Source organism: Haoranjiania flava (assembly GCF_025631005.1).
Taxonomy (GTDB): domain Bacteria; phylum Bacteroidota; class Bacteroidia; order Chitinophagales; family Chitinophagaceae; genus Haoranjiania; species Haoranjiania flava.
The window spans coordinates 1-26443 of sequence record NZ_JAOTPL010000006.1; the positions used below are offsets into that span (position 1 = coordinate 1).

General features: G+C 43.3%; 25 protein-coding genes. 18 read left to right on the plus strand and 7 right to left on the minus strand.

Annotated features, from left to right (window positions below; translation table 11 throughout):
* Nucleotides 1-632 precede the first annotated feature (632 nt).
* The 4 genes from OD355_RS05665 to OD355_RS05680 form a co-directional block, all read right to left on the minus strand.
* Complete coding sequence (locus tag OD355_RS05665; RefSeq protein ID WP_263037490.1) at nucleotides 633-1121, minus strand: hypothetical protein; 489 nt, start codon at nucleotides 1119-1121, stop codon at nucleotides 633-635.
* A 91-nt stretch (nucleotides 1122-1212) separates the two neighbouring features.
* The gene (locus OD355_RS05670; RefSeq protein WP_263037491.1) at nucleotides 1213-2700 is read right to left on the minus strand and encodes a nucleoside recognition domain-containing protein; all 1488 of its coding nucleotides are present in this window, start codon (nucleotides 2698-2700) and stop codon (nucleotides 1213-1215) included.
* A gap of 17 nt (nucleotides 2701-2717) precedes the next feature.
* On the minus strand, nucleotides 2718-3539 hold the full coding sequence (gene ispE, locus OD355_RS05675; RefSeq protein WP_263037492.1) for a 4-(cytidine 5'-diphospho)-2-C-methyl-D-erythritol kinase: 822 nt from the start codon (nucleotides 3537-3539) through the stop codon (nucleotides 2718-2720).
* 18 nt (nucleotides 3540-3557) lie between these two features.
* On the minus strand, nucleotides 3558-4148 hold the full coding sequence (locus tag OD355_RS05680) for a bifunctional nuclease family protein (RefSeq protein WP_263037493.1): 591 nt from the start codon (nucleotides 4146-4148) through the stop codon (nucleotides 3558-3560).
* Between the two features lie 297 nt (nucleotides 4149-4445).
* On the opposite strand from OD355_RS05680, the gene OD355_RS05685 reads away from it, so the two are divergent.
* The 8 genes from OD355_RS05685 (at nucleotide 4446) to OD355_RS05720 (ending at nucleotide 12389) form a co-directional block, all read left to right on the plus strand.
* The gene (locus OD355_RS05685; protein WP_263037494.1) at nucleotides 4446-5054 is read left to right on the plus strand and encodes a TetR/AcrR family transcriptional regulator; all 609 of its coding nucleotides are present in this window, start codon (nucleotides 4446-4448) and stop codon (nucleotides 5052-5054) included.
* A gap of 11 nt (nucleotides 5055-5065) precedes the next feature.
* The gene (locus OD355_RS05690) at nucleotides 5066-6421 is read left to right on the plus strand and encodes a TolC family protein (protein WP_263037495.1); all 1356 of its coding nucleotides are present in this window, start codon (nucleotides 5066-5068) and stop codon (nucleotides 6419-6421) included.
* Nucleotides 6422-6443: 22 nt separating this feature from the next.
* The gene (locus OD355_RS05695) at nucleotides 6444-7535 is read left to right on the plus strand and encodes an efflux RND transporter periplasmic adaptor subunit (RefSeq protein ID WP_263037496.1); all 1092 of its coding nucleotides are present in this window, start codon (nucleotides 6444-6446) and stop codon (nucleotides 7533-7535) included.
* Between the two features lie 18 nt (nucleotides 7536-7553).
* Nucleotides 7554-10733: an efflux RND transporter permease subunit gene (locus OD355_RS05700; protein WP_263037497.1), complete on the plus strand. Its 3180-nt coding sequence runs from the start codon at nucleotides 7554-7556 to the stop codon at nucleotides 10731-10733.
* A 174-nt stretch (nucleotides 10734-10907) separates the two neighbouring features.
* Nucleotides 10908-11228, plus strand: coding sequence for a metalloregulator ArsR/SmtB family transcription factor (locus tag OD355_RS05705; RefSeq protein WP_263037498.1), 321 nt, complete (start codon nucleotides 10908-10910; stop codon nucleotides 11226-11228).
* A 2-nt stretch (nucleotides 11229-11230) separates the two neighbouring features.
* Entirely contained in the window at nucleotides 11231-11695 is a 465-nt protein-coding gene (locus OD355_RS05710; protein WP_263037499.1) for an SRPBCC domain-containing protein, read from the plus strand.
* 6 nt (nucleotides 11696-11701) lie between these two features.
* Nucleotides 11702-12097, plus strand: a complete 396-nt coding sequence (locus tag OD355_RS05715) for a DoxX family protein (protein WP_263037500.1) — start codon at nucleotides 11702-11704, stop codon at nucleotides 12095-12097.
* A gap of 13 nt (nucleotides 12098-12110) precedes the next feature.
* On the plus strand, nucleotides 12111-12389 hold the full coding sequence (locus OD355_RS05720) for a YdeI/OmpD-associated family protein (RefSeq protein ID WP_263037501.1): 279 nt from the start codon (nucleotides 12111-12113) through the stop codon (nucleotides 12387-12389).
* A 43-nt stretch (nucleotides 12390-12432) separates the two neighbouring features.
* Here the strand turns inward: OD355_RS05720 and metF are convergent, their stop codons facing one another.
* Nucleotides 12433-13386 carry a methylenetetrahydrofolate reductase [NAD(P)H] gene (gene metF, locus OD355_RS05725; protein ID WP_263037502.1) on the minus strand — a complete coding sequence of 318 codons (954 nt, stop codon included), beginning with the start codon at nucleotides 13384-13386 and terminating at the stop codon, nucleotides 12433-12435.
* Nucleotides 13387-13610: 224 nt separating this feature from the next.
* On the opposite strand from metF, the gene OD355_RS05730 reads away from it, so the two are divergent.
* The 6 genes from OD355_RS05730 to OD355_RS05755 all read left to right on the plus strand — a co-directional run bounded on the left by OD355_RS05730 (nucleotide 13611) and on the right by OD355_RS05755 (nucleotide 20132).
* Nucleotides 13611-14612, plus strand: coding sequence for a chorismate synthase (locus OD355_RS05730; protein ID WP_263037503.1), 1002 nt, complete (start codon nucleotides 13611-13613; stop codon nucleotides 14610-14612).
* 51 nt (nucleotides 14613-14663) lie between these two features.
* Nucleotides 14664-16400, plus strand: a complete 1737-nt coding sequence (locus OD355_RS05735; RefSeq protein WP_263037504.1) for a glycoside hydrolase family 2 protein — start codon at nucleotides 14664-14666, stop codon at nucleotides 16398-16400.
* 74 nt (nucleotides 16401-16474) lie between these two features.
* A complete protein-coding gene (locus tag OD355_RS05740) occupies nucleotides 16475-17998 on the plus strand; it encodes a GH3 auxin-responsive promoter family protein (protein WP_263037505.1) in 1524 nt (507 codons plus the stop codon).
* Nucleotides 17999-18065: 67 nt separating this feature from the next.
* Nucleotides 18066-18728, plus strand: coding sequence for a LysE family translocator (locus OD355_RS05745; RefSeq protein ID WP_263037506.1), 663 nt, complete (start codon nucleotides 18066-18068; stop codon nucleotides 18726-18728).
* Between the two features lie 14 nt (nucleotides 18729-18742).
* Nucleotides 18743-19399: a zinc metalloprotease gene (locus OD355_RS05750; RefSeq protein WP_263037507.1), complete on the plus strand. Its 657-nt coding sequence runs from the start codon at nucleotides 18743-18745 to the stop codon at nucleotides 19397-19399.
* 88 nt (nucleotides 19400-19487) lie between these two features.
* The gene (locus OD355_RS05755; RefSeq protein WP_263037508.1) at nucleotides 19488-20132 is read left to right on the plus strand and encodes a DUF5683 domain-containing protein; all 645 of its coding nucleotides are present in this window, start codon (nucleotides 19488-19490) and stop codon (nucleotides 20130-20132) included.
* Here the strand turns inward: OD355_RS05755 and OD355_RS05760 are convergent.
* Entirely contained in the window at nucleotides 20129-21727 is a 1599-nt protein-coding gene (locus OD355_RS05760) for a peptide chain release factor 3 (RefSeq protein ID WP_263037509.1), read from the minus strand. The genes OD355_RS05755 and OD355_RS05760 overlap by 4 nt on opposite strands.
* Nucleotides 21728-21849: 122 nt before the next feature.
* Here OD355_RS05760 and OD355_RS05765 point away from each other — a divergent pair, with 122 nt between their 5' ends.
* The gene (locus OD355_RS05765) at nucleotides 21850-22845 is read left to right on the plus strand and encodes an SPFH domain-containing protein (protein ID WP_263037510.1); all 996 of its coding nucleotides are present in this window, start codon (nucleotides 21850-21852) and stop codon (nucleotides 22843-22845) included.
* 174 nt (nucleotides 22846-23019) lie between these two features.
* Here OD355_RS05765 and OD355_RS05770 read toward each other — a convergent pair whose 3' ends face one another.
* The gene (locus OD355_RS05770) at nucleotides 23020-23445 is read right to left on the minus strand and encodes an NUDIX hydrolase (protein ID WP_263037511.1); all 426 of its coding nucleotides are present in this window, start codon (nucleotides 23443-23445) and stop codon (nucleotides 23020-23022) included.
* A gap of 101 nt (nucleotides 23446-23546) precedes the next feature.
* Between OD355_RS05770 and pyrE the strand changes: the two genes are divergently transcribed.
* From pyrE to OD355_RS05785, 3 genes are all read left to right on the plus strand, one after another.
* Nucleotides 23547-24188 carry an orotate phosphoribosyltransferase gene (pyrE, locus tag OD355_RS05775; RefSeq protein WP_263037512.1) on the plus strand — a complete coding sequence of 214 codons (642 nt, stop codon included), beginning with the start codon at nucleotides 23547-23549 and terminating at the stop codon, nucleotides 24186-24188.
* Nucleotides 24189-24252: 64 nt separating this feature from the next.
* A complete protein-coding gene (gene ftsY, locus OD355_RS05780) occupies nucleotides 24253-25215 on the plus strand; it encodes a signal recognition particle-docking protein FtsY (protein ID WP_263037513.1) in 963 nt (320 codons plus the stop codon).
* A gap of 47 nt (nucleotides 25216-25262) precedes the next feature.
* The gene (locus OD355_RS05785) at nucleotides 25263-26351 is read left to right on the plus strand and encodes a metallophosphoesterase (protein ID WP_263037514.1); all 1089 of its coding nucleotides are present in this window, start codon (nucleotides 25263-25265) and stop codon (nucleotides 26349-26351) included.
* The last annotated feature ends 92 nt before the right edge of the window (nucleotides 26352-26443 follow it).

Here is a 26443-nt window from a genome sequence, read left to right on the forward strand (position 1 = left end):
TTGAGCTTTGATCAAAGTGAAGCAATCTACTTTATAATCAAGGGAGCATTCAAGATTGCTTCAACGCTCCACTCACTTACGACTTTCGCAATGACGGCATCCTGAGGGGCGTGAATTTTCCGAAACATGTACCACATCGTCATTGCGAACATTTGAGCTTTGCTCAAAGTGAAGCAATCTACTATATAATCAACAAAGCATTCAAGATTGCTTCAACGCTCCACTCACTCACGCCTTTCGCAATGACGGCATGCTGAGGGGCGTAAATTTTCCGAAACATATACCACATCGTCATTACGAATATTTGAGCTTTGCTCAAAGTGAAACAATCTACTTTATAATCAACGAAGCATTCAAGATTGGTTCAACACTCCACTCAGTTACGCCTTTCGCAATGACGGTATCCTGAGGGGCGTAAATTTTCCGAAACATGTACCACATCGTCATTGCGAACATTTGAGCTTTGCTCAAAGTGAAGCAATCTACTTTATAATCAACGAAGCATTCAAGATTGCTTCAGCGCTTCACTTCGTTACTTGTTTCGAAACGTGTGGGCTGTGGTATATGACCACATTCTATAGAGACGAAAAAGCCACTTGGTTAAAAGTGGCTTTTTCGATAAAGTATTAAATTTAATCTTGAATATCAAATACTGCTTTGATGGTTGTAATATCATTTTTATCAACATTCTTATTAGCTAACGCTTTCGCATCAATCATAGTGAACTTGAAATAATATACATCCTTATCGATAATGGGTACGTTGGTAGTCCCTTCACTAAACATAGATACTGTAATACCTCCTGTATACTGATCAATTTCATATATCTTACCATCTAATGTAGCTGGTAGTGTCTGCCAGGATTGTTTATTGTTGGTAGACATCTGAACAACCACAACACCATTTCCTGCGAGGTATTGGTCTATTTCTTTAATTTGAAATTCCAGGCTATAACCTTTTTTACCCGCCGCGTTTGTGAAAGCTACCCAATCACTTTTTTTAACGCTGTATGAAATTGATCTCGGTGTATAGACATCATTATTCTCAACCGTTTTAGTACACGCTGTCATAATCATAGCAATAGCGAATATGGCAATAAATCCAGATAATATTCTTTTCATAGTTTTTATTTAAATTGTTAGTAATACGATTTTATATATGTTGGTTTGATGACATCTGAAAGTAAAAGATTAATGGTTTGCAAAATATATTTTATCCGAAGAACAAATAAGCCAGCCCGATCGCCGTGCACACACCCACCAGGTCTGCCAGCAGCATAGCGCCGATTGAATACCTGGTATTCTTTATGCCAACAGCGCCAAAGTACACGGCTATTACATAAAAAGTGGTATCCGACGAACCCTGCAAAATACTCGACAACCTTCCGGCAAATGAATCTGCTCCGAATGTATTCATAGTATCAACCATCATGCCACGTGCGCCGCCGCCACTCAAAGGTTTTATTAAAGCAGTGGGGAGTCCGTCTACAAAGCGTGTATCTGTACCCAGCCAGGAGAACAACGTCTTGAAGCCGTCAATAACAAAATCAAATGTGCCGCTGGTACGCAACATGCTGATAGCAACCAACATACCAACCAGGTAGGGAATAATTTTTACCGACACATCAAAGCCCCCTTTAGCGCCTTCAATGAAATTATCAAAAATATCTACTTTCTTATAGATGCCTCCAAGCAGTATCAGCAGAAAGATCAGCAATATCAAACCATTACTCAATATGCTGGAAAAGCTCTGCAGTTCGGTTGATGAAAGTTTGGTAAGAAACAGCACCAGCGCGCCGATCACTGCCGACAAACCGAGTATCCAGGCGATGACCACCGGTTGCAATAAATTTATTTTTTGTTTAAATGACACGATCATCAAGGCGGCCATGGTTGCGGCAAAAGTGGCTATCATGGTTGGGATAAATATTTCCGCAGGGTCGTGCGAGCCCATCATGGCCCTGATGGCAATAATACTTACCGGTATCAGTGTAAGCCCGCTGGCATGCAGGCACAAAAACATTACCTGCGCATTGGATGCACGCTCTTTGGACGGGTTCAGCTCCTGCAGGCTCTCCATAGCTTTGATGCCGAAAGGTGTTGCCGCATTATCCAGGCCTAAAAGATTGGCTGAAAAATTCATCATCATATGCCCGATGGCGGGGTGGTCTTTAGGCACTTCGGGGAATAATTTTGTAAAAAACGGGCCGATGATGCGCGATAAGAACCTGATGCCTCCCGCCTTTTCGGCTATAGCCATAAAACCCATGAACAGCGCCATGATCCCGATCAGCCCCAGGCAAAGCGTTACGGCAAACTTCGCTGTTTCTATTACACCGTCTACCGGCCGGATCCTGGCATTCAGCACCTCCTGGTAGGTCCGGCTTTTTAAGTTAGGGTTGGCAAGGGCCAGCAACCTGAGTGAATCGTCGGAAGTATTGTTTACCACCACAAAATCTGCCTGCTGCAGGTTCTCTGCTCTTTGAAAGCCATACTTTTTTACAACGTTGGAAAAGCTGTCAATCGTGGCAAAGCCCTTATCTGCCGGTATGCCAATAGGGTAGTAATGCTGCACATCTTTGCTGGTACCAGAAACCATTTTGCCGAAAACATCCTTGTTGCCGGGTACAAAAAAAGTTTTGTAGCTCGCAACAAGTATAGAAATTACTATAAAGGCAGTCCAGATTTTGCTTAATGTCATGTTGTAAATTTAATATCCTAAAGAGCCAAACGTTTACAAAAATGCTCCTGCGGAAACGATACCTCTATTTCGCGGTCAAATATAGCATAAACCGTGCTACCTGACCCGGTCATGGAAACATACAAGGCGCCGGCGTCAAGGAGTTGTTTCTTCACTGCTTTAATACCGGGATACCAATGCATTGCAGGTTCCTCAAAATCATTAACAATATTGCCCTGCCATTCTTTTAGCGGAAGTTGTATCAGCTCCCGTAAATTTTGTATTGGTTTTTGCGGCCTGATCAGTGAAAACGCTTTCCCTGTATGAATGTGAATGCCGGGATTGACCAGCACAAGATAATAACCGGACAGATCCAGGTTGATTTCTTCCATTCTTTCACCACGGCCGCTTGCATAGCATGGCTTGTTCCTGATAAAAAAAGGACAATCGCTGCCAAGCTCCAATGCCAGCTGCTCCAGTTGCTGAGAAGAAAGATTCAGCCTTAATTTTTCATTGAGCAACTTCAGTGCATAAGCCCCGTCAGCGCTGCCTCCGCCCAGGCCGGCGCCCATCGGGATGTTTTTAAGCAAATGCATTTGCAGGCTGAAATGATTTTGCATCTTATCTTTTACCAGTTCATACGCCTTGTGGCAAATATTGTCTTCCTTGTTGCCCTGTACCTCAAGCCCGGAAGTTTCTAATAAAAAAGGCGGCAACGCAGCATCTTTCGATACAATCAGCTCCAGCACATCATAAAAAGGTACAGGATAAAAAATGGTTTCCAGGTTGTGAAATCCGTCTGTACGTTTTTCAGTAATGTTTAGGCCGATATTTATTTTGCAGTTGGGGAAAGAAACCATTAGCAGTGAGTTAAAGCGCTATTTTCTTCTGTTAATTTCATCTCTGATAGCGGCTGCTTTAATATAATCTTCTTTTTCCAGCACATCGTCCAGCATTTTCTGCAGGTCTTCAAGGGAAAAGATCTGCAGGTCGTCTTTTGATGCAGTCTCTGAAGGATTTACTACCGGCCTTGGTTCCGGCTCAGTGGCTTCCATTTCTTCTTCCACAACCAAAGAAGCGCTTTCCATGATATTTTCATAGGTGTAAATAGGGCAGCCGAAACGCACGGCAAGTGCAAGCGCATCACTGGTGCGGCTGTCAATTTCCATAGTCTCTTCCTGGTTGGTGCAGATTAATTTGGAATAAAAAATACCGTCTTCCAGGTTGTGTATAATGATTTCAACTAATTCTATACTGAAAGAATGAAAAATATTTTTCATCAGGTCGTGTGTGAGCGGGCGGCTTGGATTCATTTTCTCCAATGCCACCGCAATAGCCTGTGCTTCAAAACCACCGATAACAATAGGCAGCCTCCGTTGCCCGAATACTTCGCCCAAAACTACCGCATAGGAATGCGTTTGCGTAATGCTGTGGGAAAGCGCAATGATTTCTAACTCTATCTTCTTCATAATCAATTGTGAAAATCTTGAAGTTACAAATTTAGTGATTTAAATGATTTTTTATGTGTATAATTTTTGGTGCACCGGTTTGCGGCTGTTTTTAATGGTCGCATAGAATAACCCTCTTTTTAGAATTTAATACTCATTCCTGGTTGGTCCCGTCTTAGGCGAGATGGTTATTTTATAGAAAATGTTGGGCCTATACCCATAAAATACTTCTGGGTATCACCTGTGAAAAAAAATAATATAAAAATAACAGCAGGAAACTTTTGCAACTTGAAAAGTTTCCTTAGTTTCGCACCCCGTATGAAAGAACTATCTGAGATAAAGCTAAGGATCATGAATAAAGCCAGTGAACTGTTTATGCAGTATGGGGTCCGGAATATTAGCATGGATGATATTGCTTCTTCACTGGGTATAAGTAAAAAGACCATCTACCAGAATTTTAAAGACAAAGATGCGTTAGTGATGCATACCATGGAAGGTATATTGGAGTATAATAAAACACTCTGCATACCGGAGACAACTGCTAAAAATGCTATTCATGAAGCTTTTATTGGCTTTGAATATATGATGGAAGTATTCCGGAAAATTAATTTTTCCGTTTTGAATGAACTGAAAAAATATCATCCTAAAACATACAGGAAGTTCCAGGCCTACCGGGATGAATTTTTATTAGGGGTAATCAAAGAAGGCATACAAAGGGGGATAGATGAGGGATTGTTTCGCGAAGATATCAATACAGACATCCTGGCAAGGATACGGGTGGAAACTTTATTTATTTCGTTCCGGCCGGAATTTTACAATCCCATGCAGATGGATCCATATGAAGTGAACCAACAGCTTTTTCACCTTTTCATGTACGGTATGGCTACTGCAAAGGGCTACAGATTAATAGAAAAATACAAGCAATAAAAATTAAACAGATGACAAAAAAATTGTTGACCATAGCAATCGTACTGTATTTTACCAATACCGCGCTTGCACAACAATCGCTGACACTGAAACAAAGCATCGGGTATGGATTAAACAACCATTCATCGGTATTGATAGGCAGGAATAAAATTGAAATAGCCAAAGAAAGGAAGCGGGAAGCGCTCGCCAATTACCTGCCACAGGTAAATATCAGCGGTACCGTAGATGATAACCTGAAAGTGCAGTCTACTTTTTTCCCTGCTATTCCTATTACACTGCCAAACGGAGAAACCCTCACCATGGGCGGCGGTGCAGTGGCATTCGGCCAAAAGTATAACACCAACTTCGTAGCGCAGGTAGATCAGCAGATATTTAATCAACAGGTGCTGGTAGGTATTAAAGCAGCAGAGCCAAACAACAGGCTTGCAGAACTTACTTACGAGCAAACGAGGCAAAACCTGATCTACAATATTGCCTATGCCTATTACCAGATCATCATAGCTCAAAAAAGAATAGAACTGCTGACACAGAATATCAGCCGGTACCAGGAATTGCTCAGGGTAGTAAACCTGCGTGAAGAGCAGGGAGTAGCCACCAAGGTAGATGTGTCGCAGACCAGGCTAAACCTGAATAACATTCTCTCCCAGCTGGCTGTGGCAAAGAATATTTATGAGGTTTCGCTGAACTCTTTTAAAACCAATGTGGGGCTGAGCCAGGCTACACAGATAACGCTTTCAGATACTTCTAAATGGCTGAACAAAATTCCGGGAGAAATGTTGATGCCGGATTTTGATTATACCAATAACATTGACAGGAAATTGCAGCAAACACAAATAGATCTGCTCGAGCTCAACGTGGAAAATATCAAAGCAGGCGCCTATCCTTCGCTCTCTTTTTATGCCCGCTACGGATTAAACGGTTTTGGCGATAAATTCGGTGATGCTTTCAAGCCATTGCATGATTTTTCTTCTATAGGTTTAAGGCTCGCTTGGAATCCTTTCTCCGGTTTTTCGAGGGATGCCAAAGTAAAACAGGCTATTTATGACGTGCAAAATGCTGAGGAGTCTTTAAAGTTAAGTGAGCAGTTACAGAATCTCCAGTTTCAAAACTCGAAAACACAATTGCTGTCAGCTTACAACACAATAACAGTAAACCGGCAGAACCTGGCGCTTGCACAAGAAGTGTATGACAATACCAACCTGCAATACAAACAAGGCGTGGCGCAGCTTTCAGACCTTTTGAATGTAGAAATGTCTATGTGGACGGCACAAAATAACTATATGCAGTCCTTACTGGATTTCTACATAGCAGACCTGGAGCTGAATAAGGCAAACGGTACGCTGATGAATTATTATCTAAATCTATAAAACATTTTTAAACAGAAAGTTTATGACTTCGAGAAACAGGAAAATTTTAATTTATTCACTCATAGGCCTTGCAGTGATAGCGCTGATCGTATGGAGACTGGCAGCCAACAAGAAACACCTGGATGCAGAGAAGGCCAAAACAGCAACCGTAAAAGAAGTGCTGATACCGGTAAATTACGTGGTTGCAGGTTTTCAGAACATCAATGATGAACTGATTAAAACAGGTACGCTGATACCATACCGCGAAGCCGACATCAATGCCATCACCGGTGGCAGGCTGGTGGGCGTAAACTTCCGGCTGGGATCCTACGTAAGGCAGGGTCAAATACTGGCCAGGATAGACAATGAAAACATGACATTGAACATGCGGCAGGCAGAACTGGAGCGTGACCGTGCAGCAAAAGACGTTAAGCGTTTCTCAGTGCTGGTTGCTGGCAATGCAGCTACACAAATGAACCTGGACGATGCTAAATTAAGATTAGACAATGCCAATGCACAGATCAATATCCTCAGGCGCCAGTCATCCGACAACGCCATTAAAGCGCCCATCAGTGGGGAAGTAACGCTGAAAAACAGTGAGCAGGGTGAATTTGTAGGCCCGGGTTCGGTACTGGGGCATATTGTAGATGTATCGAGGCTGAAAGCGTCGGTAATGGTAAATGAATCCGAGGTCTATTCGCTTCGTACAGGCACAAAAGTAAAGGTGACAACAGATATTTTTCCTGGTGTACAGTACGATGGTACCATCACCTACATCAGTAAGCAGGGCGACGCTGCACACAACTACCAGGTGGAAGTTACCATCAGCAACAACAGCGCAAACCCGCTTAAGGCCGGCACATTCGTTAATGTGAACTTTACAAGGCCGATGGAGAGAGCTATGCTGCTGGTACCCAGAAGCGCTTTTGTTGAAGGCCTCAAACAGCCTAAAGTTTATATCATCCGTGACAGTATAGCTATTTTACAACAGGTAGTTATTGGCAGGGATATGGGCCAGCAGGTGGAAATAGCCGGCGGCCTCAACGAAGGAGATAAGGTGATTGTAAACGGGCAAATAAACCTGAGCGACAGCACAAAAGTTAATGCGCAGCCGCTGAAAACAAACTTACAGTAAAATATATAAAAGAAGCAAATGGCAAGTGTAACCGAAATATCCTTAAAAAGGCCCTTACTGATTGTTGTAATATTCACTGTGCTGATACTGTTCGGCTCACTTTTCTATAGCCGGCTGAACTATGAACTATTACCAAAATTTGATGCAAATATTATAACCGCGCAAACCATTTATGTGGGCGCATCTGCCGAAGAGGTTGAGAACACCATTACCAAACACATTGAAGAAATGCTTTCAACGGTAGAAGGTGTAGATAAGATCACGTCATCGAGCCAGCAGAATGTATCAAGCGTACTGCTTGAGCTCAAAAACGGTGTTGATGTAGAGAAAGCTTTGGCCGATGCACAGCGAAAGCTAGATCAGATATCGAGCGTGCTGCCCGAAGACAGCGACAACCCCATACTGATGAAATTCAGTACTAGCGATTTTCCAATATTGCAGATGGGCGTTTCTTCTGACCTGGATAATGTGGCTTTGTACGACCTTATTGACAAGCAGCTTAAGCCGCAAATATCCAACGTGGAAGGGGTGGGGCAGGTGATCGTGATTGGCGGTACGGAAAGGCAGATCACTATCAATGCAGACAGGGAAAAGCTAAAAGCCTACGGCCTTACCATTGCACAACTCTCCCAGGTGGTAAATGCATCCAGCCTGTCCACACCGGCAGGGAACCTGGAAACCGAAACCAACAACTACGCCATTACATACAATGTAAAGTTCAGCAATGTGGCAGACCTTCAAAACATGGTAGTAGCTACTACACCCACCGGCGCAAAAATATACCTGCGCGATGTGGCAGATGTGCAGGAAGGCGCTAAAAAACAGGCAGCCATCAACCATACCAACGGTACGCCTTCAATAGGCATCATGGTAATGAAACAAACCGATGCAAACTCTGTATCTGTGAGCCATGGCGTGCAGGAAAAGTTGAAATCAATGGAGCAACTCTACAAAGCCAATAACCTGAAATTTGTGATTGCCGACGACCAATCCATTTATACGCTTGAATCGGCCAATGCGGTAATGTTTGATCTTTTCCTGGCTATTGTGATTGTGTCACTGGTAATGCTGTTCTTCCTGCACAGTTTCAGGAGCTCTACCTTTGTGTTGGTCGCATTGCCTGCATCCATCATTCCTACTTTCATAGCCATGTATGTGTTTGGCATGTCGCTTAACCTCATGACGCTGATGGGGCTTTCGCTGGTAGTCGGCATCCTGGTAGATGATTCTATTGTAATATTGGAAAATATTATGCGGCATATGGAGATGGGCAAAAACAAGTGGTTTGCCACGCTCGAAGGCCGTTCCGAAATTGGCTTTACGGCTGTAGCCATTACCATGGTGGATGTAGTGGTGTTCCTGCCGCTGGCGCTCTCCGGGGGCATCATCGGTTCTGTACTGCGCGAGTTTGCACTGGTGGTGGTAGTTTCCACGCTGATGAGTTTGTTTGTGTGCTTTACGCTCACGCCGTTGCTCGCCTCCCGATTTGGAAAAATTGTGCATCTCAATCCCAAAACTTTATGGGGAAAAATGAACATTGCTTTCGAGAATTTCATTACCTACATGAGAGATACCTACACGGCTGTTTTAAAGTGGGCGCTCAGGCATAAGCTGATGGTGTTTATTGGAGTGGTACTGTTGTTTGTTGCTGCATTTGCTTTGCCCTTTTTAGGTTTTATCGGTTTTTCATTCATGTCAAAAACAGATGATGGCAAGATGAGCGTAAAGATCGAAACTGCTTCGCAGTCATCATTATACCATACAAACCAGGTGACCATGGAGATTGAAAAAATCCTGTTGCGGCAACCTGAAGTGGTGCACGTTTTTTCCAATATCGGCTATTCTACGGAAAGCTTTGGGGGCAACAGCTCCAACTATGCCGAGATGACGGTACAGTTAGTGGATAAAAAAGAAAGGACGCTTTCGGTTGATGATTTCAGCGCCAGAATGCAAGACAGCGTGGCACATATACCGGGCATCAAAACCACCATGACAGGTGTTTCGTTTGCCAACGGCGGACAGGCAGATATGCAGGTTGCAGTAAAAGGCCCCGTGCGCGACGATGTCCGGGCTGCGGCTGAAAAAGTAAAACAAATCGTGGAAAGTGTAAACGGCACCCGCTATGTAGAGTTCAGCACCAAAACCCCCAGGCCGGAAATACATGTGGAGCTCGACAGGGAAAGAATGGCGCTCTTTGGGATCAATGCAGCAGAAGTGGGCGCCGGTATGGCCAGTGGTTTCAGGGGAAATGATAAAGCTAAATACACTTACCAGGGCAATGAATACGATATCATGGTAAAGCTGGATGAAGCAGATACCCGCTCAGTACGGGATGTGGAAGCGCTCACGTTCAGGAATGCGCAGGGCCTGCCCATAGAAATGTCGCAGTTTGCAAAAGTGACCGAAGTGCAGGGTGAATCTATTCTTCAGCGAATGGACAGGTTGCCTTCCATGACCATCAATGCATACACATTGGGGCGGTCTGCCGGGGAAATAGGACAGGAGATAGGCGATAAACTTGAGAACATAAAGTTGCCCGAAGGGACTTCCTGGCAGTTCGTGGGTGCACAGGAAAATATGCAGGATTCGTTCCAGAGTTTGTTCCTTGCGCTGGCCATAGCCATTTTGCTGGTTTATTTTGTAATGGTAGCCTTGTATGACAATGCCATCTATCCGTTTGTAGTATTGTTTGCTTTACCGCTCGCCTTGATAGGCGCGTTGTTTGCACTGGCTTTGACACGACAGGAGCTTACCATATTTGCCATGATCGGTTTTATTATGTTGATGGGCCTTGTGGCCAAGAACGGTATTCTTTTGGTGGACTTTGCCAATCATCGTAAAGCCCAGGGAGAGAACCTGGTGCAGGCGCTGATAGATGCAGGCAGGGAAAGGTTCCGCCCCATCATGATGACTACGCTGGCAATGGTATTCGGTATGCTGCCGATAGCTTTGGCCTCAGGTGCAGGCTCGGAGTTCAAGAACGGTATGGCCTGGGTGATCATCGGTGGCTTAACCAGCTCTTTATTCCTCACATTGCTGGTAGTGCCTTGTGTATATTATATTGTTGACAGGTTGAGAACCAAGATTTTCGCAAGGCGCTTTAAAAAGCTTAGGGTAAAAGTTGCTGAGCGTCTCCAGGATCCCGAGAAACGTATAAAATATCTTTCCGCTACAGAGCGCAAGAGAAAATTTCATTAAAAAGTTTAAATGCGTTCTGTACAAAAACTGCCGTAAGCCCAATCTCTTACGGCAGTTTTTTCTTTTAATGGTAAAGTACATTACAGCACAATCAGCCACTGACTCAGCAATAGCAAAAAAAAATTTGCGTAGTCAAATAACTACGTTTATATTTGTAGCCAAATAGCTTCCTAAATGAATTTAAGACGAGACGTTTTTCAAGCCATTGCAGACCCTACAAGGCGCACAATACTTCTTTTAGTTGTTGCGCAATCTTTGACAGCAGGAGAAATTGCATCACACTTTGATACGGCACGGCCTACTGTTTCAAAGCATTTACAAATACTTACCGAATGCGAATTGCTTACCAAAGAGCACAATGGCAGGGAAATTTATTACCACATCAACGCAGGAAAAATGAAGGAAGTAGCAGACTTCATCGAGCCTTTCCGTAAGGTGTGGGATGAGAGGTTTAACAAACTGGAAAGGGTAATGAAAAATTATAAAAACAAATAAAAATGCAACAAAAAACAATAGTAACTGCTGAAGAAGGCAAACAAGAATTGATCATAACGAGACAATTTGATCTGCCATTGGAACTGCTCTTTAAAGCTCACCAGGATCCTGAACTTGTTGAGCAATGGATGGGAACAAAAGTTTTAAAATTAGAAAATAAAAAACACGGCAGCTACCAGTTTGAAACCTCTCACAAAGGCAATGTTGTATTCAGGGCCAATGGAACGATACACGAATTTATCCCGAATGAAATAATCATACGCACATTTGAGATGGAAAACGCAGATATTGGTGTTCAACTGGAATTTCTGGAGTTTGAAAAATTGACAGATAACACAAGTAAATTGACTATCCAGATCATTTACAGGTCTGTTGAACACAGGGCAATACAATTAAAAATGCCTTTTGAGTACGGGATAAATAGGGCGCATAATCAATTACAGGAAACTTTATCTAACCTACAATAACCGCGTATGTCAACAAGAAATAAAATAATATATTGGGGTGCAACCTTATTTTTGTCATTGGGTATGCTTGCAGGCGGAATACAGCAAATGCTTCAAATCGGGGGCTATACTGAAATCGTAACACGCTTGGGCTATCCACTTTATATGTTGTCTATTATCGGCATCTGGAAAATTTTGGGAGTCATCGCCATTTTATTGCCCAAAGCACCGTTGCTGAAAGAATGGGCATATGCAGGTTTTTTCTTTACCATGACGGGAGCTGCAATTTCTCATTTAGCTATGAAAGAACCATTTGTGGAAGCAGTGCCCTCTATCATACTTCTTATTGCAGTTATTGTATCCTGGTATTTCAGGCCTGTGAGCCGGAAACTGATCATCAATCCTTCATTTAATACATTCTAAAAAACCAGACTATATGATACAGATAGTAATCGAAGAAGGCGTAGTGCATAAGGTACCTGATGATTTAAAAGAAGTCCTGCTTTCAAAAACCGAACTTCTGGAAAAATGGAACAAATTAACACCACTCGCCCGCAACGAATGGATTTGCTGGGTAACCATAGTAAAGCAGGAAAAAACACGCAAAGAACATATCCAAAGATTGAGCAAGGAAATTATCGAAGGGAAGAAACGCCCCTGTTGCTGGCCGGGATGCCCGCACCGAAGGCCAAATGCCCAAAAATGGTTTAAGTAAGGTATACCATTGAAAAAATTATACAGGCACGAAATCCGCAGAATTAAAAAATCTGCTCTACAACCCGCCTGATCACTGAAGGTTTGCCTAATGTGTAAAAATGCAGCACAGGCACACCGTATGCTTTCAGCTCACGGCATTGCTGTACCAGCCATTCTATGCCTATTTGTTCAACGGCTGCATCATCAGCAGCGTTTTTCATTTCACGTGCCAATGCTTCAGGCAGTTGCAAATTAAATATTTTAGGAATGGTAGTTAATTGTTTCTTTTTGGTCAATGGTTTCAGGCCCGGGATTATGGGTACGGTAATGCCCATGCTCCTGCATGTTTCCACAAAATCAAAGTATTTCTGATTGTCAAAAAACATCTGTGTCATGATGTATTCCGCACCCATCTCTACTTTTGCCTTCAGGTGTTGCAGGTCGGTTTCCAGCGTGGCACATTCAAAATGCCGTTCGGGGTACCCGGCAACGCCAATGCAGAAATCTGTGTGCTCACCATCCCTGATCTCTGTATCCAGGTATTTGCCGCGGTTGAGGTCTACCACCTGTTTTACCAGTTCTACGGCATACCGGTGCCCGTCTTTATGCGGCATGAACATAGTTTCGCCTTTGGCAGCGTCGCCGCGTAAGGCCAGCACATTATTAATACCAAGGAAGTTCAGGTCTATCAATGCTTCTTCTGTCTCACCTTTTGAAAAACCGCCACAGATCAGGTGGGGCACGGCATCTGTTTTATAGTGGTTCATAATAGCAGAACAAATTCCCACGGTGCCCGGGCGTTTGCGGGTAACTATTTTTTCAAAGTTGCCATCTCCTTTCGCTCTTAAGAAAGTTTCGCTGCGGTGGTAGGTCACGTTGATCCAGGATGGCTTAAATTCCATGAGCGGGTCCAGGTGATCATATATGGATTGAATATTCCTACCTTTAAGCGGTGGCAGAATTTCATAAGAGAGTAGTGTGCCTTTTGCGTACTTTAAATGTTCTGTTACTTTCATTTGCTAAGTCTCGTTGCTTCACTGGTAAAAATAAATACACCGGTTTTCATGTATTCACCTGCCAAAAATTTCAGCGAAATTAATAAATAGATATGATATATAAAGCTTGTTGTAGTTTCCTCTATCAACACTCCGCTTCTCATTTTTATCTGAGCATTATCCATTATCCATTATCCATTATCAATTCTTTCATTACCTTTAAAGCGTTTTTCAAAAAAAGCATTATGAATAGTTTCGGCAGAGTTTTCAGAGTTACCATTTTCGGGGAATCGCATGGCGCATGCGTAGGAGTGAGCATTGACGGCATTCCGGCAGGCCTGCATTTGACGGTTGAGGATTTCATGCCGGATATGGAGCGCAGAAAAGGTGGCAAGCAAAAAGGCACTACGCCCAGGCAGGAAGAAGACCTGCCCATATTTAAGAGCGGTATTTTTAATGATCAAACAACGGGAGCACCCGTAACCATACTATTTGAGAATAACAACACACGCTCAGAAGATTACCGCAGGCACCGTACGCACCCGCGTCCCGGTCATGCAGATTTTGTGGCGCACGAAAAATATGGCGGCTTTGAAGATTTCCGGGGCGGCGGCCATTTCAGCGCGCGGTTAACGGCAGGTATTGTTGCTGCCGGCGTGATCGCTAAAAAATTGCTGAAAAATATTTCTATACAGGCACAGGTTGCCCGCATCTGTGGAGAAGCCGATCTTGAAAAAGGTCTGCAAAAAGCCATTGATGCAAAAGACAGTGTTGGCGGTATTGTGGAATGTATTGTTTACGGGCTTCCCGTAGGCTTGGGTGAACCATTCTTCGACAGCGTAGAATCAGTATTGGCACACACATTATTTGCCATACCTGCCGTGAAAGGTGTTGAGTTCGGCGCCGGCTTCCGCGCAGCGGAAATGTTTGGCCTTGAACATAATGATGCTATTGAAGATGCTGCCGGTAAAACAAAAACCAATCATGCAGGCGGCATTGTTGGAGGTATTACCAACGGCAACCCAATGGTGTTCAGGCTGGCAGTAAAACCAACTTCTTCTACGCCTCAAACACAGCAGACCTGGAGCTGGCAAACCGGTACAGTCAGCGATTTTGCGGTGAAAGGCCGTCACGATCTGTGTGTGGCATTACGCGCACCCGTCATCGTGGAGGCTATGACAGCCATTGTGCTTGCAGACTTTATGATGCTGGAAAACAGGATTGCGCGAGTTGTGAAAGATGCATAGCCGCCGTGATAAGCATCCGCATATTTATAACTTTATTATTTTTAAATCAACATGAGTTACCTGAAAGCATTGTGTTTGTTGGCCTGTAGCGTTCTTATTATTTCCTGCACAACCAACAGGCATGTGGTGAAAAATTTAAATACAAACTGGCAGTTCAGCGAAAAAGGAAAGAACGGCTGGCTAAAAGCAAGCGTACCCGGAACCATTCATACAGATCTGCTGGCGCATAACCTGATCCCTGAACCTTTTTACCGGTCCAGCGAAGATTCGGTGCAATGGGTTTCCCAGAAAGACTGGGCATATAAAACCGATTTTAAAGCAGACAAAAGTATATTGCTGCGCGACAGCGTTGAGCTGGTCTTTAACGGGCTCGATACTTATGCAGATGTTTTTGTCAACGGCAGGCATGTACTCTCTGCCAACAATATGTTCCGCACCTGGCACGTTCCTGTAAAACATTTGCTCAGGCAAAACAACGAATTGCTGATTATTTTCAGGAGCGCGGAGAAATATGTAGACTCGGCCGCAAAAGCTGCATTGCCATATGTAAGGCCCAGCGAAAACAACCGGCATTACGCGCGCAAAGCTCAATACAATTTCTGGTGGGATTGGGCGCCTAAGATGATCACCAGCGGCATCTGGAAAGACATACAATTAAATGCTTACAATGGCCCTAACCCTTTGCGCATCTACGCTCCGTCAGCTGAAAACAAGGTAAGGCTTGTACAGGAAAAAGATTCTATCGGTGAGTCTTTTTATTTTACAGTGGATGGCAAGCCTACTTACATGAAAGGCGCCAACTGGGTTCCGGGTGATGTATTTCTGCCAAGAATGACGCGGGAGCGCTACCGCGATCTGCTGGTATCAGCCAAAGATGCTGGCTTTAATATGCTGCGGGTATGGGGCGGCGGCATTTATGAAAGCGATCATTTCTATGAACTCTGCGATTCGCTGAACATCTACGTTTGGCAGGATATGATGTTTGCAGGGGCTATCTACCCGTCTGCAGACAGGGGCTTTTTAGAAAATGTACGCGCCGAGATCCGCGATAATGTTTTGCGCCTGCGCAAATACAAATGCATCGTTTTGTGGTGCGGCAACAATGAGATCAAAGAAGCATTTTACAACTGGGGATGGCACAGGCAATTTAAGATCAGCAAACAGGATTCTGTAAAGCTGTATAATGAATACGTAACACTTTTTGAAAAAGTAATTCCTGAAGAAATAGCCAGGTACGATTCGCGGCAGTATATTCCTACCTCACCGCTGCATTTTGGTTACGGGCACCCTGAAAGCCTTACTCACGGCGACACACACAACTGGTGGGTATGGGTAATGGGTAAGCCCATTGAATTTTATAAACAGACTGTACCGCGCTTTGCCAGCGAGTTTGGCATGCAGGCTTTCCCCAATTGGGAAACAGTGGAAAAGTTTACCAGCGAAGAAGACAGAAACTTTCAAATGCCTGCTGACCTGATCATACAGAACCCGGCGATCCGCAGCCATGAAAAACATATAAGAGGCTTTGAAAACCTAGCTCTATACCTGAAGCAAAACGGTTTTCAGCCGAAAACATTCAGAGAATATATTGAAAATACCCAGGAAGTGCAAAGCCGCGCACTAGAAACAGCCATTAAAACCCAGATGAATTCCAACGGCAGGTGCATGGGTACGCTGTTCTGGCAGTTCAATGATTGCTGGCCTGTAGCAAGCTGGAGTGTTATTGATTATTACGGAAATAAAAAGAAAGCCTATTACACTGTAAAAAAGTTATTTTCAGCGAAGTAATTATAATTATTACTTATTAATTTTTTATTAGCATTCAGTGAAGTATTTTCGTAGTTAATGACCGAATCTCTATTATGTCTATAATTGATTTGAAAATCCCTGCCGGTTTCTTAAAGCGCATACTAAGGCCCGAAGGCGATGTGGCGAAAGAACAGCAAAAAGTTCTGAAAAAACTTTTGAAAAAGGCCAGGTTTACCGAATTTGGCCAGGCTTACGGATTTGATGATGTGCTCTTTAGTAGTGATGTTGTAAAAAAATTCAAGGAAAACGTGCCTTTGCACGACTATAATACATTGTACAACAACTGGTGGCACAAAGCGCTCGAAGGGAAACCTGATGTTTGCTGGCCAGGGAAAATAGCCTATTTCGCTTTAAGCAGCGGCACCAGTGAGGCAGCGAGCAAATACATTCCCATCACCAAAAACCTGCTCGCCGGCAATCAGGTAGCCATGATAAAGCAGTTGCTGTCTTTGAGAAATTATAAGAATCTACGGGTAAAATCACTGAGCAAAGGCTGGTTGGCTTTTTCAGGCAGCACAGACCTTCAGAAAGGCGACGGCTACTACGCAGGTGACCTGAGTGGAATTACTTCCAGGACAGTACCCATCTGGTTTCAGCCATTTTTTAAGCCGGGAAAAAAGATTGCCAGGGAAAGGGACTGGAATAAGAAAATTGAAAATATTGTAGAGCAGGCGCCAAACTGGGACATAGGCTTTATACTGGGCGTACCTTCCTGGATACAAATGTGCCTGGAAATGATCATTAAAAAATATAAGCTCAACAATATTCATGACATATGGCCAAACCTGGCGTTTTATGTGCATGGCGGCGTATGTTTTGAGCCCTATAAGAAAAAATTTGAAACGCTTTTGGGCAAACCGATCAATTATATTGAAACGTACCTGGCAAGTGAAGGCTTTATTGCTTACCAGAACCGGCAATTTTCCAACGGCGGTATGAAGCTGGTGATAGGCCAGCACTTATTCTTTGAGTTCATTCCTTTCAACAACGATAATTTCAATGACAATGGCGATTTAAAAGGTAAGCCAGAAACGCTTACGATCAGCGAGGTTGAGGAAAATAAAGATTACGCGATCGTGATAAGCTCTGCGGCAGGTGCGTGGAGGTATTTATTGGGCGATACCATAAAATTTACTGATAAAAGCAGGTCTGAGATCGTGATCACAGGCAGGATAAAACATTTCCTGAGCCTGGTAGGCGAGCACCTGAGTGTAGACAATATGAACAAGGCTATCCAGCTGGTTTGCGAAGAGCTGCAGATAGATATACCGGAATACACCGTGGCGGGCATTCCGCACGGTGACTTTTTTGCACATCACTGGTATCTTGGTACATCCGCAAACATAGATGCAGCTTTGCTTTCAAAGAAGATTGATGAGAAATTACATGTACTGAACGATGATTATGCCGTAGAAAGAAAAAGCACGCTAAAAGAAGTAATTGTAACCAAATTACCTGAAAATAAATTCATAGAGTTTTTAGAACAAAAAGGCAGGCTTGGCGCGCAAAATAAATTTCCGCGTGTTTTAAAAGGCGGCCTCCTACGTGATTGGGAGTTATTTTTAAATAATAATTAAGCATAGTTCATCATTATTATTTTACTTTTACCCATTATTTCGCACTGGAAACTTATAATATAAGTAGATGTTCATTTCAGCAATCATTAAAGGACTTACGTTGGGCTTGGTGTTGAGTATTACGGTTGGTCCCGTAATTTTTGCTATTATAAGGCAGAGCTTATCCAATGGGCACAAGGGTGGCATTGCATTTGTGCTTGGCGTTTCTTTCAGCGATATTGTGCTGGTGCTTATTTGCAATGTGTTTTCCCAATTGTTTGCCTCTGCGCTGGCTTATGAAAAAGTGATCGGCATAGGGGGCAGCACTTTCCTGATCATATTGGGTTTGTATAATTTCTTTTTTAAGAAATCAATTACGGCGGAAGAGAAAGAAATTGCGCATAAGAACTTCCGGAAGCGCGATTTTGTCACTACCTTTTTTTCCGGTTTTTTGATGAATATGCTCAACCCTGCTGTAATGCTTTTCTGGTTCGCAGTTACAGCTACTATTCTTAATGATGCCAAATCCTACGTACACCAGAATGAATACCGCTTCATTGTATTTATTACCTGCCTTGCCTTTGTACTGTTTTTTGACCTGCTGAAAGTATTTCTTGCCGGCAAGATACGCAACAAACTCACTCCGCACAATATCCACAAGATCAACCAGATTTCAGGGATTATTTTTGTGATCTTCGGACTGGTATTGATGTACGGAATGATCACAGGCAAAGCAGATGCTATTTACTAATCAATATTCCAGATATGGTAAGTGTAGAAATATTTTCTCCGGACCTTTTATTGCTGAAAGCGCACATCATCACCTATGGTAATGCTGCAACTCCGGCGCTCACTGAAATGATACGCAGTGAAATAGCCACCATGTGGAACGAACCGCAGGGCAGGGTTTCATTTAAAGGCAGAGCGTGGAACGTACGCTTTGAGATTTCCGCTGAGCTGAAGCCGCACCTGGCGCCTGAAGACATCTATTTCAATACAGATCCGTGCAACAACTATTTCAGGATAGAGGATCATGCCATGGGAAATATCTCCTTTGTGGATGATCTCGGCAGCAATACGGGTTATTTTCTTACGGAAAATCTCTATGCAGGTTCTACCACTGCTGCACATGAATTTGGGCACACACTTGGGCTGAAACATCCGTCTGACCTTGATTTGCGGGGACTGGGCGTGCCGGGCATCATGTATCCCCGAGGCACATTGACTGATCCGCAATACCAATACGACCCTTCTGTGCCTCCGGGAGAAAAAGGAGGAACCATGCATCCTATATACAGGAAAGTGACACCTGAAGATATTGCCATGCTGCGCATAGATGCATTGGTGAATGAAGCAGACAAGTACGTGATCGGCAATTTTACCAGCCTGTGGCATGAGCCGCACAGCACGGATATGGCTTAGATATTTTCTTATAACAGCAAATCATTTTCTGTGAAACAACAAGCTATGGTAAACGCGTCACTAACCCGATAAACCTTCAGAATTTTTTATGAATAAAATATGTAGCACACTTGTATTATTCTTTGCAGTAAGCTTAGCGGCTGTAGCACAGCAAAACAAGGTTCCTGTAGAACAAGAACACGATCACCGCGGCCATCATAATCATTCGCACGACCAAACTTTGCACAAAGACCTGATGGATAAAGCAGGGTGGTACTCTATGATACTTCCCGGCGCAGGCCAGGTGTACAACAGGCAATACTGGAAAGCGCCGATAGCATTTGCTGCTGTGGCTATACCCATCAAGCTGCATCTTGATTTCAGGAAGTACCGCCAGCACGCTCAGCAGGCTATTGAGATCATAGCAGACATTAAGAAAACGGGCAATGAGCAATTCGCTGATAACATGCATGCTGATTTCAGGCAAAAGTTTGATGAATTAAAAGGCAAACCCAATGGCTATGACGAATTCAGGGATATTGCTTTTCGTGTGCGGAGAGACCAGAGGCGCTACATGGATTATTCCATTGCCTGTGCGCTGCTGTTCTGGTGCGCCAACATTGCAGATGCCACTGCTTTCGGCCATTTAAGAAGCTTTGAAATAGGAGATAACATCACACTGAAAGTGTCGCCGGAATATTTTCACATGTCCAATACACCGGGCGTAAAACTGGTAATCGGCCGCAAAGATTAGAACCCGGCTTTGTGGATCTCGCTGGTAAAATGAAATTCAATCTCCGGGTTATTCGTGATCTCTGTGTTCAGGAACCATTCGCTCTGCGCGAGATAAACAGGATTGCCGTCTTTATCTTCTGCGGAGTTTTGTTGCTTAAAACGTAAGAAGTCTTCAAGCTTTTTATTATCCTTAGATGTCAGCCAGCACGCTTTATAAAAAGGCAATGCGCGAAACTCAACCGATGCGCCGTATTCCTGCAGCAGGCGGTATTGTATTACTTCGAACTGCAGCTCTCCCACACAACCAATTATTTTTTTGGTGCCGCCATATTGCGTAAACAATTGTGCCACACCTTCATCGGTCAGTTGAGAAATACCTTTGTCCATCTGCTTGGTCTTCATCGGGTCTTTGTTCACAATTTCCTTAAATATTTCAGGCGAGAAGGAAGGAATGCCGGTAAAATAAAAGTCTTCTCCCTCTGTGAGCGTATCGCCGATCTTGAAATTTCCTGTATCAAACAAGCCTACCACGTCACCGGAGTAAGCATCTTCTATCACATCCTTGCTGCGTGCCATGAAACTATAAGGGTTGCTGAAGCGCACATCTTTGTTTAGCCGCACATGATGGTAATATTTATTTCGCTCAAACTTACCGCTGCATACGCGCAGGAAAGCAATGCGGTCACGGTGTTTGGGATCCAGGTTGGCATGTATCTTAAAAATAAAGCCGCTGAATTTAGCTGCGTTAGGTTCTATCACCCTGGCTGTGGTTTCTCTCGGCAGCGGCGTAGGCGCAATGGCAATGAAAGAATCCAGCATTTCCTTGACACCAAAATTATTCACCGCGCTGCCGAAAAATAATGGAGCCACTTTGCCCTTCAGGTAATCATCTACATCCAGGTCGCCGTACACACCGCCGATCAGCTCCACGTCTTCGCGTAATATTTCTGCATCTTTATCACCTAATTTGGCATTTACTACCGGATCGCTCAGATCCGTTATTTCAATCCTGGAAGATTCATCGTCGGCCTTGGTATTGGGTGTAAAAAGCACCAGGTTTTTCTTATCCAGGTTGTATACGCCTTTAAAGTCCTTACCGCTGTTGATGGGTATGGTCATCGGGTGAAGGGTAATGTTCAGTTCCTTTTCAATTTCTTCCATCAAGTCAAAACGGTTCTTGCCATCACGGTCCAGTTTATTGATGAAAACAATCACCGGCGTATCACGCATGCGGCACACTTCCGTGAGCCGGCGTGTTTGCTCTTCCACGCCATTTACACTGTCTACCACGAGTACTACAGAGTCTACGGCAGTAAGTGTACGGTAGGTATCTTCCGCAAAGTCTTTGTGGCCGGGCGTATCCAGCAGGTTTATAAGGTAATCTTTATACTCAAACGTCATTACCGACGTAGCTACAGAAATGCCGCGCTGCCGCTCAATCTCCATAAAATCCGATGTGGCTCCTTTTTTTATCTTGTTGCTCTTTACAGCCCCCGCTGTCTGTATAGCGCCACCGAACAACAGGAACTTTTCGGTAAGGGTAGTCTTTCCCGCATCGGGGTGGGAGATAATGGCAAAACTTTTACGTCTTTTAATTTCGTTTTCGTAACTCATAATTGTGCGCAAAAGTAATAAAAATGATCAGGATTTAACCTTTAAAAATCCATATTGTCATTAAAATAAATTAGATTTGTAATGCAGCATTCATTACTTCCATCTTTTTAAAATTCAACTTTATGACATTCGGAACCATATTCTTTTACCTGCTACTGCTGATCATTTTCCTTGCCGTTTTCGGCCTGTTCTTTATTGTAAAGCAGCAAACATCTGCCGTGGTGGAAAGGCTGGGAAAATTCCAGAGCGTACGAGGCCCCGGCTTCCAGTTAAAAATCCCGTTTATTGATACCATCGCAGGCAGGCTGTCGCTTAAAATCCAGCAACTGGATGTAATGGTAGAGACAAAAACCAAGGATGATGTTTTCGTAAAAATAAAAGTATCAGTACAATACGTAGTGATACAGCAAAAAGTGTTTGAAGCATTTTACAAATTGCAAAACCCCTATGCGCAGATCACATCCTATGTGTTTGACGTGGTAAGGGCAGAAGTACCGAAACTGAGGCTGGATGATGTTTTCGAGAAAAAAGATGATATAGCTATCGCGGTAAAAGGCGAGCTGCAGGAAGCCATGAACGAGTATGGCTACGACATCATTAAAACACTGGTGACCGACATTGATCCTGATGAGCAGGTGAAGCATGCCATGAACCGCATCAACGCAGCAGAAAGAGATAAAGTTGCTGCGCAATACCAAGGTGATGCCCAACGTATCCTGATCGTGGAGAAAGCAAAGGCAGAAGCAGAAAGCAAACGCCTGCAAGGGCAGGGTATTGCCGACCAGCGCCGTGAAATTGCGCGTGGCCTGGAGGAATCAGTGAATGTTCTGAATAAAGTAGGCATTAATTCACAGGAAGCCTCTGCACTGATCGTGGTGACACAGCACTATGATACCTTGCAAGCTATCGGCAGCATGAACAAATCAAACCTGATCTTACTGCCTAACTCACCAAGTGCGGCAGGCGATATGCTCAACAATATGGTGGCATCTTTCGTTGCAGCTAACAAAATCGGTTCTGAACTGCAGCAAAATAACCACATTATAACCCCCGGCTCCGAAAACTACAGGGCTGACCAGGAAGATGAGCATACTGATTTTAATGATCTGAACCGATAAGCGCGGATTCACCACTAAGATGCTAAGGCACAAAGCTTATTAGAACTTTGTGCCTTTTTGTATATATACTGGTTAAGAAAATCTCTTAAACACATGGGCCTTAAGGATTTGCACAAAGGAGCCAAAACATGAACACTATTGTGGACATGACTTCTTACTTTTTACTCTCGCGTCTCACGCAGCTGATGCGAAATATGCACAGATTACTTCTTTGATATTATCATAAGTTTGGTGCAGGTATGCTTCTACTTTTTCTTTGCCCGCCCATTCAGCCATTTCAATATCTTCTTCTGCCTGTGGTTGCAGCTCAGGTGTTCCGGGCACAGACATTGCATACCAATGTGTTATTTTTACAACATTTTTTTGGGTAAATTTATCATCGTAATACCGGTGGCGGGTAGTTGCTATAAACCGGTCAATCTGCAGATCCTGCAATCCTGTCTCTTCCCGCACTTCCCTCAGCGCACATGCTTCAATGGTTTCGCCATCGTCTTGCTTTCCTTTGGGGAGGTCCCAGTATCCACGGCGGTAGATCATTAATATTTCCCCGTTCCTGTTCTTTACAATTCCCCCTGCTGCAATAATTGTTAAATCTTCCATGCTATTATTTTCCGGCGCAAATTAAGTAATAATTTGTTTAAGGCTAAATTCCATATTTAAGTTATCTTCGTGCGACTTAGCATTATAAAAACTATCACTACATGTCTGCTACCAATGAATCTGTTATTGCAGAAAAATTGCTCCAGGTTGGAGCTATCAAGTTAAACGTAGAAAACCCTTTTACATGGGCCAGCGGATGGAAAAGCCCTATTTATTGCGACAACCGTAAGGTTTTGTCTTTCCCGTTTATCAGGGATTTCATAAAAAGTGAAATGAGCAATGTGATCTATGAGCAATTCCCGGATACGGAAATTATCGCCGGCGTTGCTACAGCAGGCATTCCCTGGGGAGCGCTCGCGGCCGACCAACTGAAGCTGCCATTTATTTATGTGAGAGGCAAAGCTAAAGAACATGGCTTAGGCAACCAGATTGAAGGAGATTTTGAGGCCGGCAAAAAAGTAGTAGTTATCGAAGACCTTATCTCAACCGGCAAGAGCAGTATTGAAGTAGTGAAAGTATTAAAGCAGCACGGCCTGCAGGTAGATGCAATTGTATCTATTTTCAATTATGGATATGAAGTATCCAAAAATTTATTTGATCAGGAAAATATTGATTTTAAATCACTTACGAACTATGATTCATTAATTAAATTAGCAGTTGAAAAAGGTATTCTTCCTGCCGAGGCTGAGCCATCCCTGAATGAATGGAGGATGAACCCCGCTGAATGGGGAAAAAACATTTAAAATTATTTCTGTATTTAAGTTTTAATTAAAACAATACCATTTAACAATTCACAATCAATGTCATATGGGTTTTTTTGGAAAAATTTTCGGATCTAAAGAAAAACAAAGTCTCGACCAGGGGCTGGAAAAAACAAAGGAAAACTTTTTTTCTAAAGTTACCAAAGCGGTGGCCGGCAGAAGCAAAGTTGATGATGAGGTACTGGACGATCTGGAAGATGCGCTCATCATGTCAGACGTGGGCGTTGATACAACGCTTGAAATCATTAAGCGGATCGAGAAACGTGCTGAGAAAGATAAATATGTGACTACAAATGATTTAAACAACTTACTTAAGTCTGAAATTGAGGATATGCTGGTAGATGCTTTTGACCAGACATATAAAACTTTTTCGCTTCCGGCAGATAAAAAACCATACGTAATTTTGGTTGTGGGCGTAAACGGTGTAGGAAAAACAACTACCATTGGAAAGCTTGCCTATAATTATAAACGCATGGGCAATAATGTTTTGTTGGGGGCTGCGGATACTTTCCGTGCTGCAGCAGTTGATCAGCTTACTATCTGGAGCGAGCGGGTGGATGTTCCTATCGTAAAACAAGATATGGGCAGCGATCCTGCATCCGTAGCTTATGACACGGTACTGAGCGCCGTTTCCAGGAAGTCTGATGTGGTGATCATTGACACCGCAGGCCGCCTGCACAATAAAGTACACCTGATGGATGAACTCAATAAAATTAAACGTGTAATACAAAAAGTAATTCCTGACGCACCGCACGACGTGCTGCTGGTTCTCGACGGATCTACCGGCCAGAATGCCTTGGAACAGGCTAAACAATTCTCTTCTGTGACCGATGTGAGTTCTTTGGCTATCACCAAGTTAGACGGCACAGCTAAAGGAGGCGTGGTATTAGCTATTGCTCACCAGATGATGATCCCTGTAAAATTCATAGGCGTTGGGGAACGCATGGAAGACCTGCTGATATTTGATAAGCATGAGTTTGTAGACAGTTTATTTAAACAAACTTCGTAATCCATTAATCTTTAAAATATTATTTTAAAGAATATTAGCTTCAAAAGATGAGAAAATTATTGATTTCACTGCTCCGGGAACCGATAATGCGTATCAATAATAAATTTTCATCTAATCCGGATAAAACAAAGATTTACAACGCATTATCCAAATTATTCAACAATATTATCGAGGATCCCGGTAATAAGGGCCTGCAGATTGAATTTGATAATGTAAAAGATAAGTTTATTATTTTTTCCGATCAGCACAAGGGCCGCAGAAACGGCGCAGATGATTTTACTCATTCGGCTGCCAACTATATTGAAGCACTCAAATTTTACAACAGCCGCAATTTTAGTTTCATCAACCTGGGCGATTGTGAGGAGCTATGGGAAAATCATTCACTGCAAATCGTTGAACCCAACAAAGAGGTGTTTGAAGCAGAAAAACTTTTCCTCCGCCGCAATTCCTTCATCAAGATATTTGGCAACCACGACCTTTATTGGACCACCAGTCCGCTTGCCAAACTTGAACTGATCAATATTTTCGGAGCTGAGATCAAAATTTATGAAGGCGTAATTCTCACTACAGCCATCGGGGATAAAAAGTTGCATATTTTCTGCACACACGGCCACCAGGGCGATGAGAAAAGTGACGGCAACAAACTGGTTAAATTCTTTATAGCAAACATCTGGGCCCCGTTGCAGGCTTATCTTAAGATTAATCCCAACGAACCTTCTACCAACAGTTTCAAGAAAACAATACATAATGAGATCATGTATGAATGGTCTGCCACTCAGAAAGGTACTGTTTTGGTTACAGGACATACACATCAGCCTGTATTTGAGTCGCTGACACACCTGGAAAAGCTGTACCGCAATATGCAGATAGCACAAAAGAACCACGACGAAATTTTATTTGCCGATTACGATAAGCAGGTGCGTGCATTGGAGCGGGATTTTACGCTGGTTACCACAGATTACCTGACCACCAGCCCCAGCTATTTCAACACAGGTTGCTGCTGCTTTGCTGATGGAGATATTACCGGTATCGAGTTAGAAGATGGCATGATACGCCTGATTAAATGGGAGTACGATGCCTCCGGCTTATCCGTACGTAGTGTGCTGGATGAGAAGAAGTTGCAAGAGTTGTTTTAATTTTTAAATTCTTGGTTATTCGATATTCATTGAAATGCGGAGGGAAGGCACTATCTCTGTCTGAATAAACAAAATGCTGGCACAGGATTAGC

Coding starts and splice junctions, on each gene's coding strand:
- OD355_RS05750 (WP_263037507.1), top strand. CDS start 18,743: ATGGTAAGTGTAGAAATATTTTCTCCGGACCTTTTATTGCTGAAAGCG.
- OD355_RS05720 (WP_263037501.1), top strand. CDS start 12,111: ATGATACAGATAGTAATCGAAGAAGGCGTAGTGCATAAGGTACCTGAT.
- OD355_RS05760 (WP_263037509.1), bottom strand. CDS start 21,727: ATGAGTTACGAAAACGAAATTAAAAGACGTAAAAGTTTTGCCATTATC.
- OD355_RS05665 (WP_263037490.1), bottom strand. CDS start 1,121: ATGAAAAGAATATTATCTGGATTTATTGCCATATTCGCTATTGCTATG.
- ispE (WP_263037492.1), bottom strand. CDS start 3,539: ATGGTTTCTTTCCCCAACTGCAAAATAAATATCGGCCTAAACATTACT.
- OD355_RS05770 (WP_263037511.1), bottom strand. CDS start 23,445: ATGGAAGATTTAACAATTATTGCAGCAGGGGGAATTGTAAAGAACAGG.
- OD355_RS05695 (WP_263037496.1), top strand. CDS start 6,444: ATGACTTCGAGAAACAGGAAAATTTTAATTTATTCACTCATAGGCCTT.
- pyrE (WP_263037512.1), top strand. CDS start 23,547: ATGTCTGCTACCAATGAATCTGTTATTGCAGAAAAATTGCTCCAGGTT.
- metF (WP_263037502.1), bottom strand. CDS start 13,386: ATGAAAGTAACAGAACATTTAAAGTACGCAAAAGGCACACTACTCTCT.
- OD355_RS05715 (WP_263037500.1), top strand. CDS start 11,702: ATGTCAACAAGAAATAAAATAATATATTGGGGTGCAACCTTATTTTTG.
- OD355_RS05765 (WP_263037510.1), top strand. CDS start 21,850: ATGACATTCGGAACCATATTCTTTTACCTGCTACTGCTGATCATTTTC.
- OD355_RS05730 (WP_263037503.1), top strand. CDS start 13,611: ATGAATAGTTTCGGCAGAGTTTTCAGAGTTACCATTTTCGGGGAATCG.
- OD355_RS05705 (WP_263037498.1), top strand. CDS start 10,908: ATGAATTTAAGACGAGACGTTTTTCAAGCCATTGCAGACCCTACAAGG.
- OD355_RS05690 (WP_263037495.1), top strand. CDS start 5,066: ATGACAAAAAAATTGTTGACCATAGCAATCGTACTGTATTTTACCAAT.
- OD355_RS05740 (WP_263037505.1), top strand. CDS start 16,475: ATGTCTATAATTGATTTGAAAATCCCTGCCGGTTTCTTAAAGCGCATA.
- OD355_RS05710 (WP_263037499.1), top strand. CDS start 11,231: ATGCAACAAAAAACAATAGTAACTGCTGAAGAAGGCAAACAAGAATTG.
- OD355_RS05700 (WP_263037497.1), top strand. CDS start 7,554: ATGGCAAGTGTAACCGAAATATCCTTAAAAAGGCCCTTACTGATTGTT.
- OD355_RS05670 (WP_263037491.1), bottom strand. CDS start 2,700: ATGACATTAAGCAAAATCTGGACTGCCTTTATAGTAATTTCTATACTT.
- ftsY (WP_263037513.1), top strand. CDS start 24,253: ATGGGTTTTTTTGGAAAAATTTTCGGATCTAAAGAAAAACAAAGTCTC.
- OD355_RS05735 (WP_263037504.1), top strand. CDS start 14,664: ATGAGTTACCTGAAAGCATTGTGTTTGTTGGCCTGTAGCGTTCTTATT.
- OD355_RS05680 (WP_263037493.1), bottom strand. CDS start 4,148: ATGAAGAAGATAGAGTTAGAAATCATTGCGCTTTCCCACAGCATTACG.
- OD355_RS05785 (WP_263037514.1), top strand. CDS start 25,263: ATGAGAAAATTATTGATTTCACTGCTCCGGGAACCGATAATGCGTATC.
- OD355_RS05745 (WP_263037506.1), top strand. CDS start 18,066: ATGTTCATTTCAGCAATCATTAAAGGACTTACGTTGGGCTTGGTGTTG.
- OD355_RS05685 (WP_263037494.1), top strand. CDS start 4,446: ATGAAAGAACTATCTGAGATAAAGCTAAGGATCATGAATAAAGCCAGT.
- OD355_RS05755 (WP_263037508.1), top strand. CDS start 19,488: ATGAATAAAATATGTAGCACACTTGTATTATTCTTTGCAGTAAGCTTA.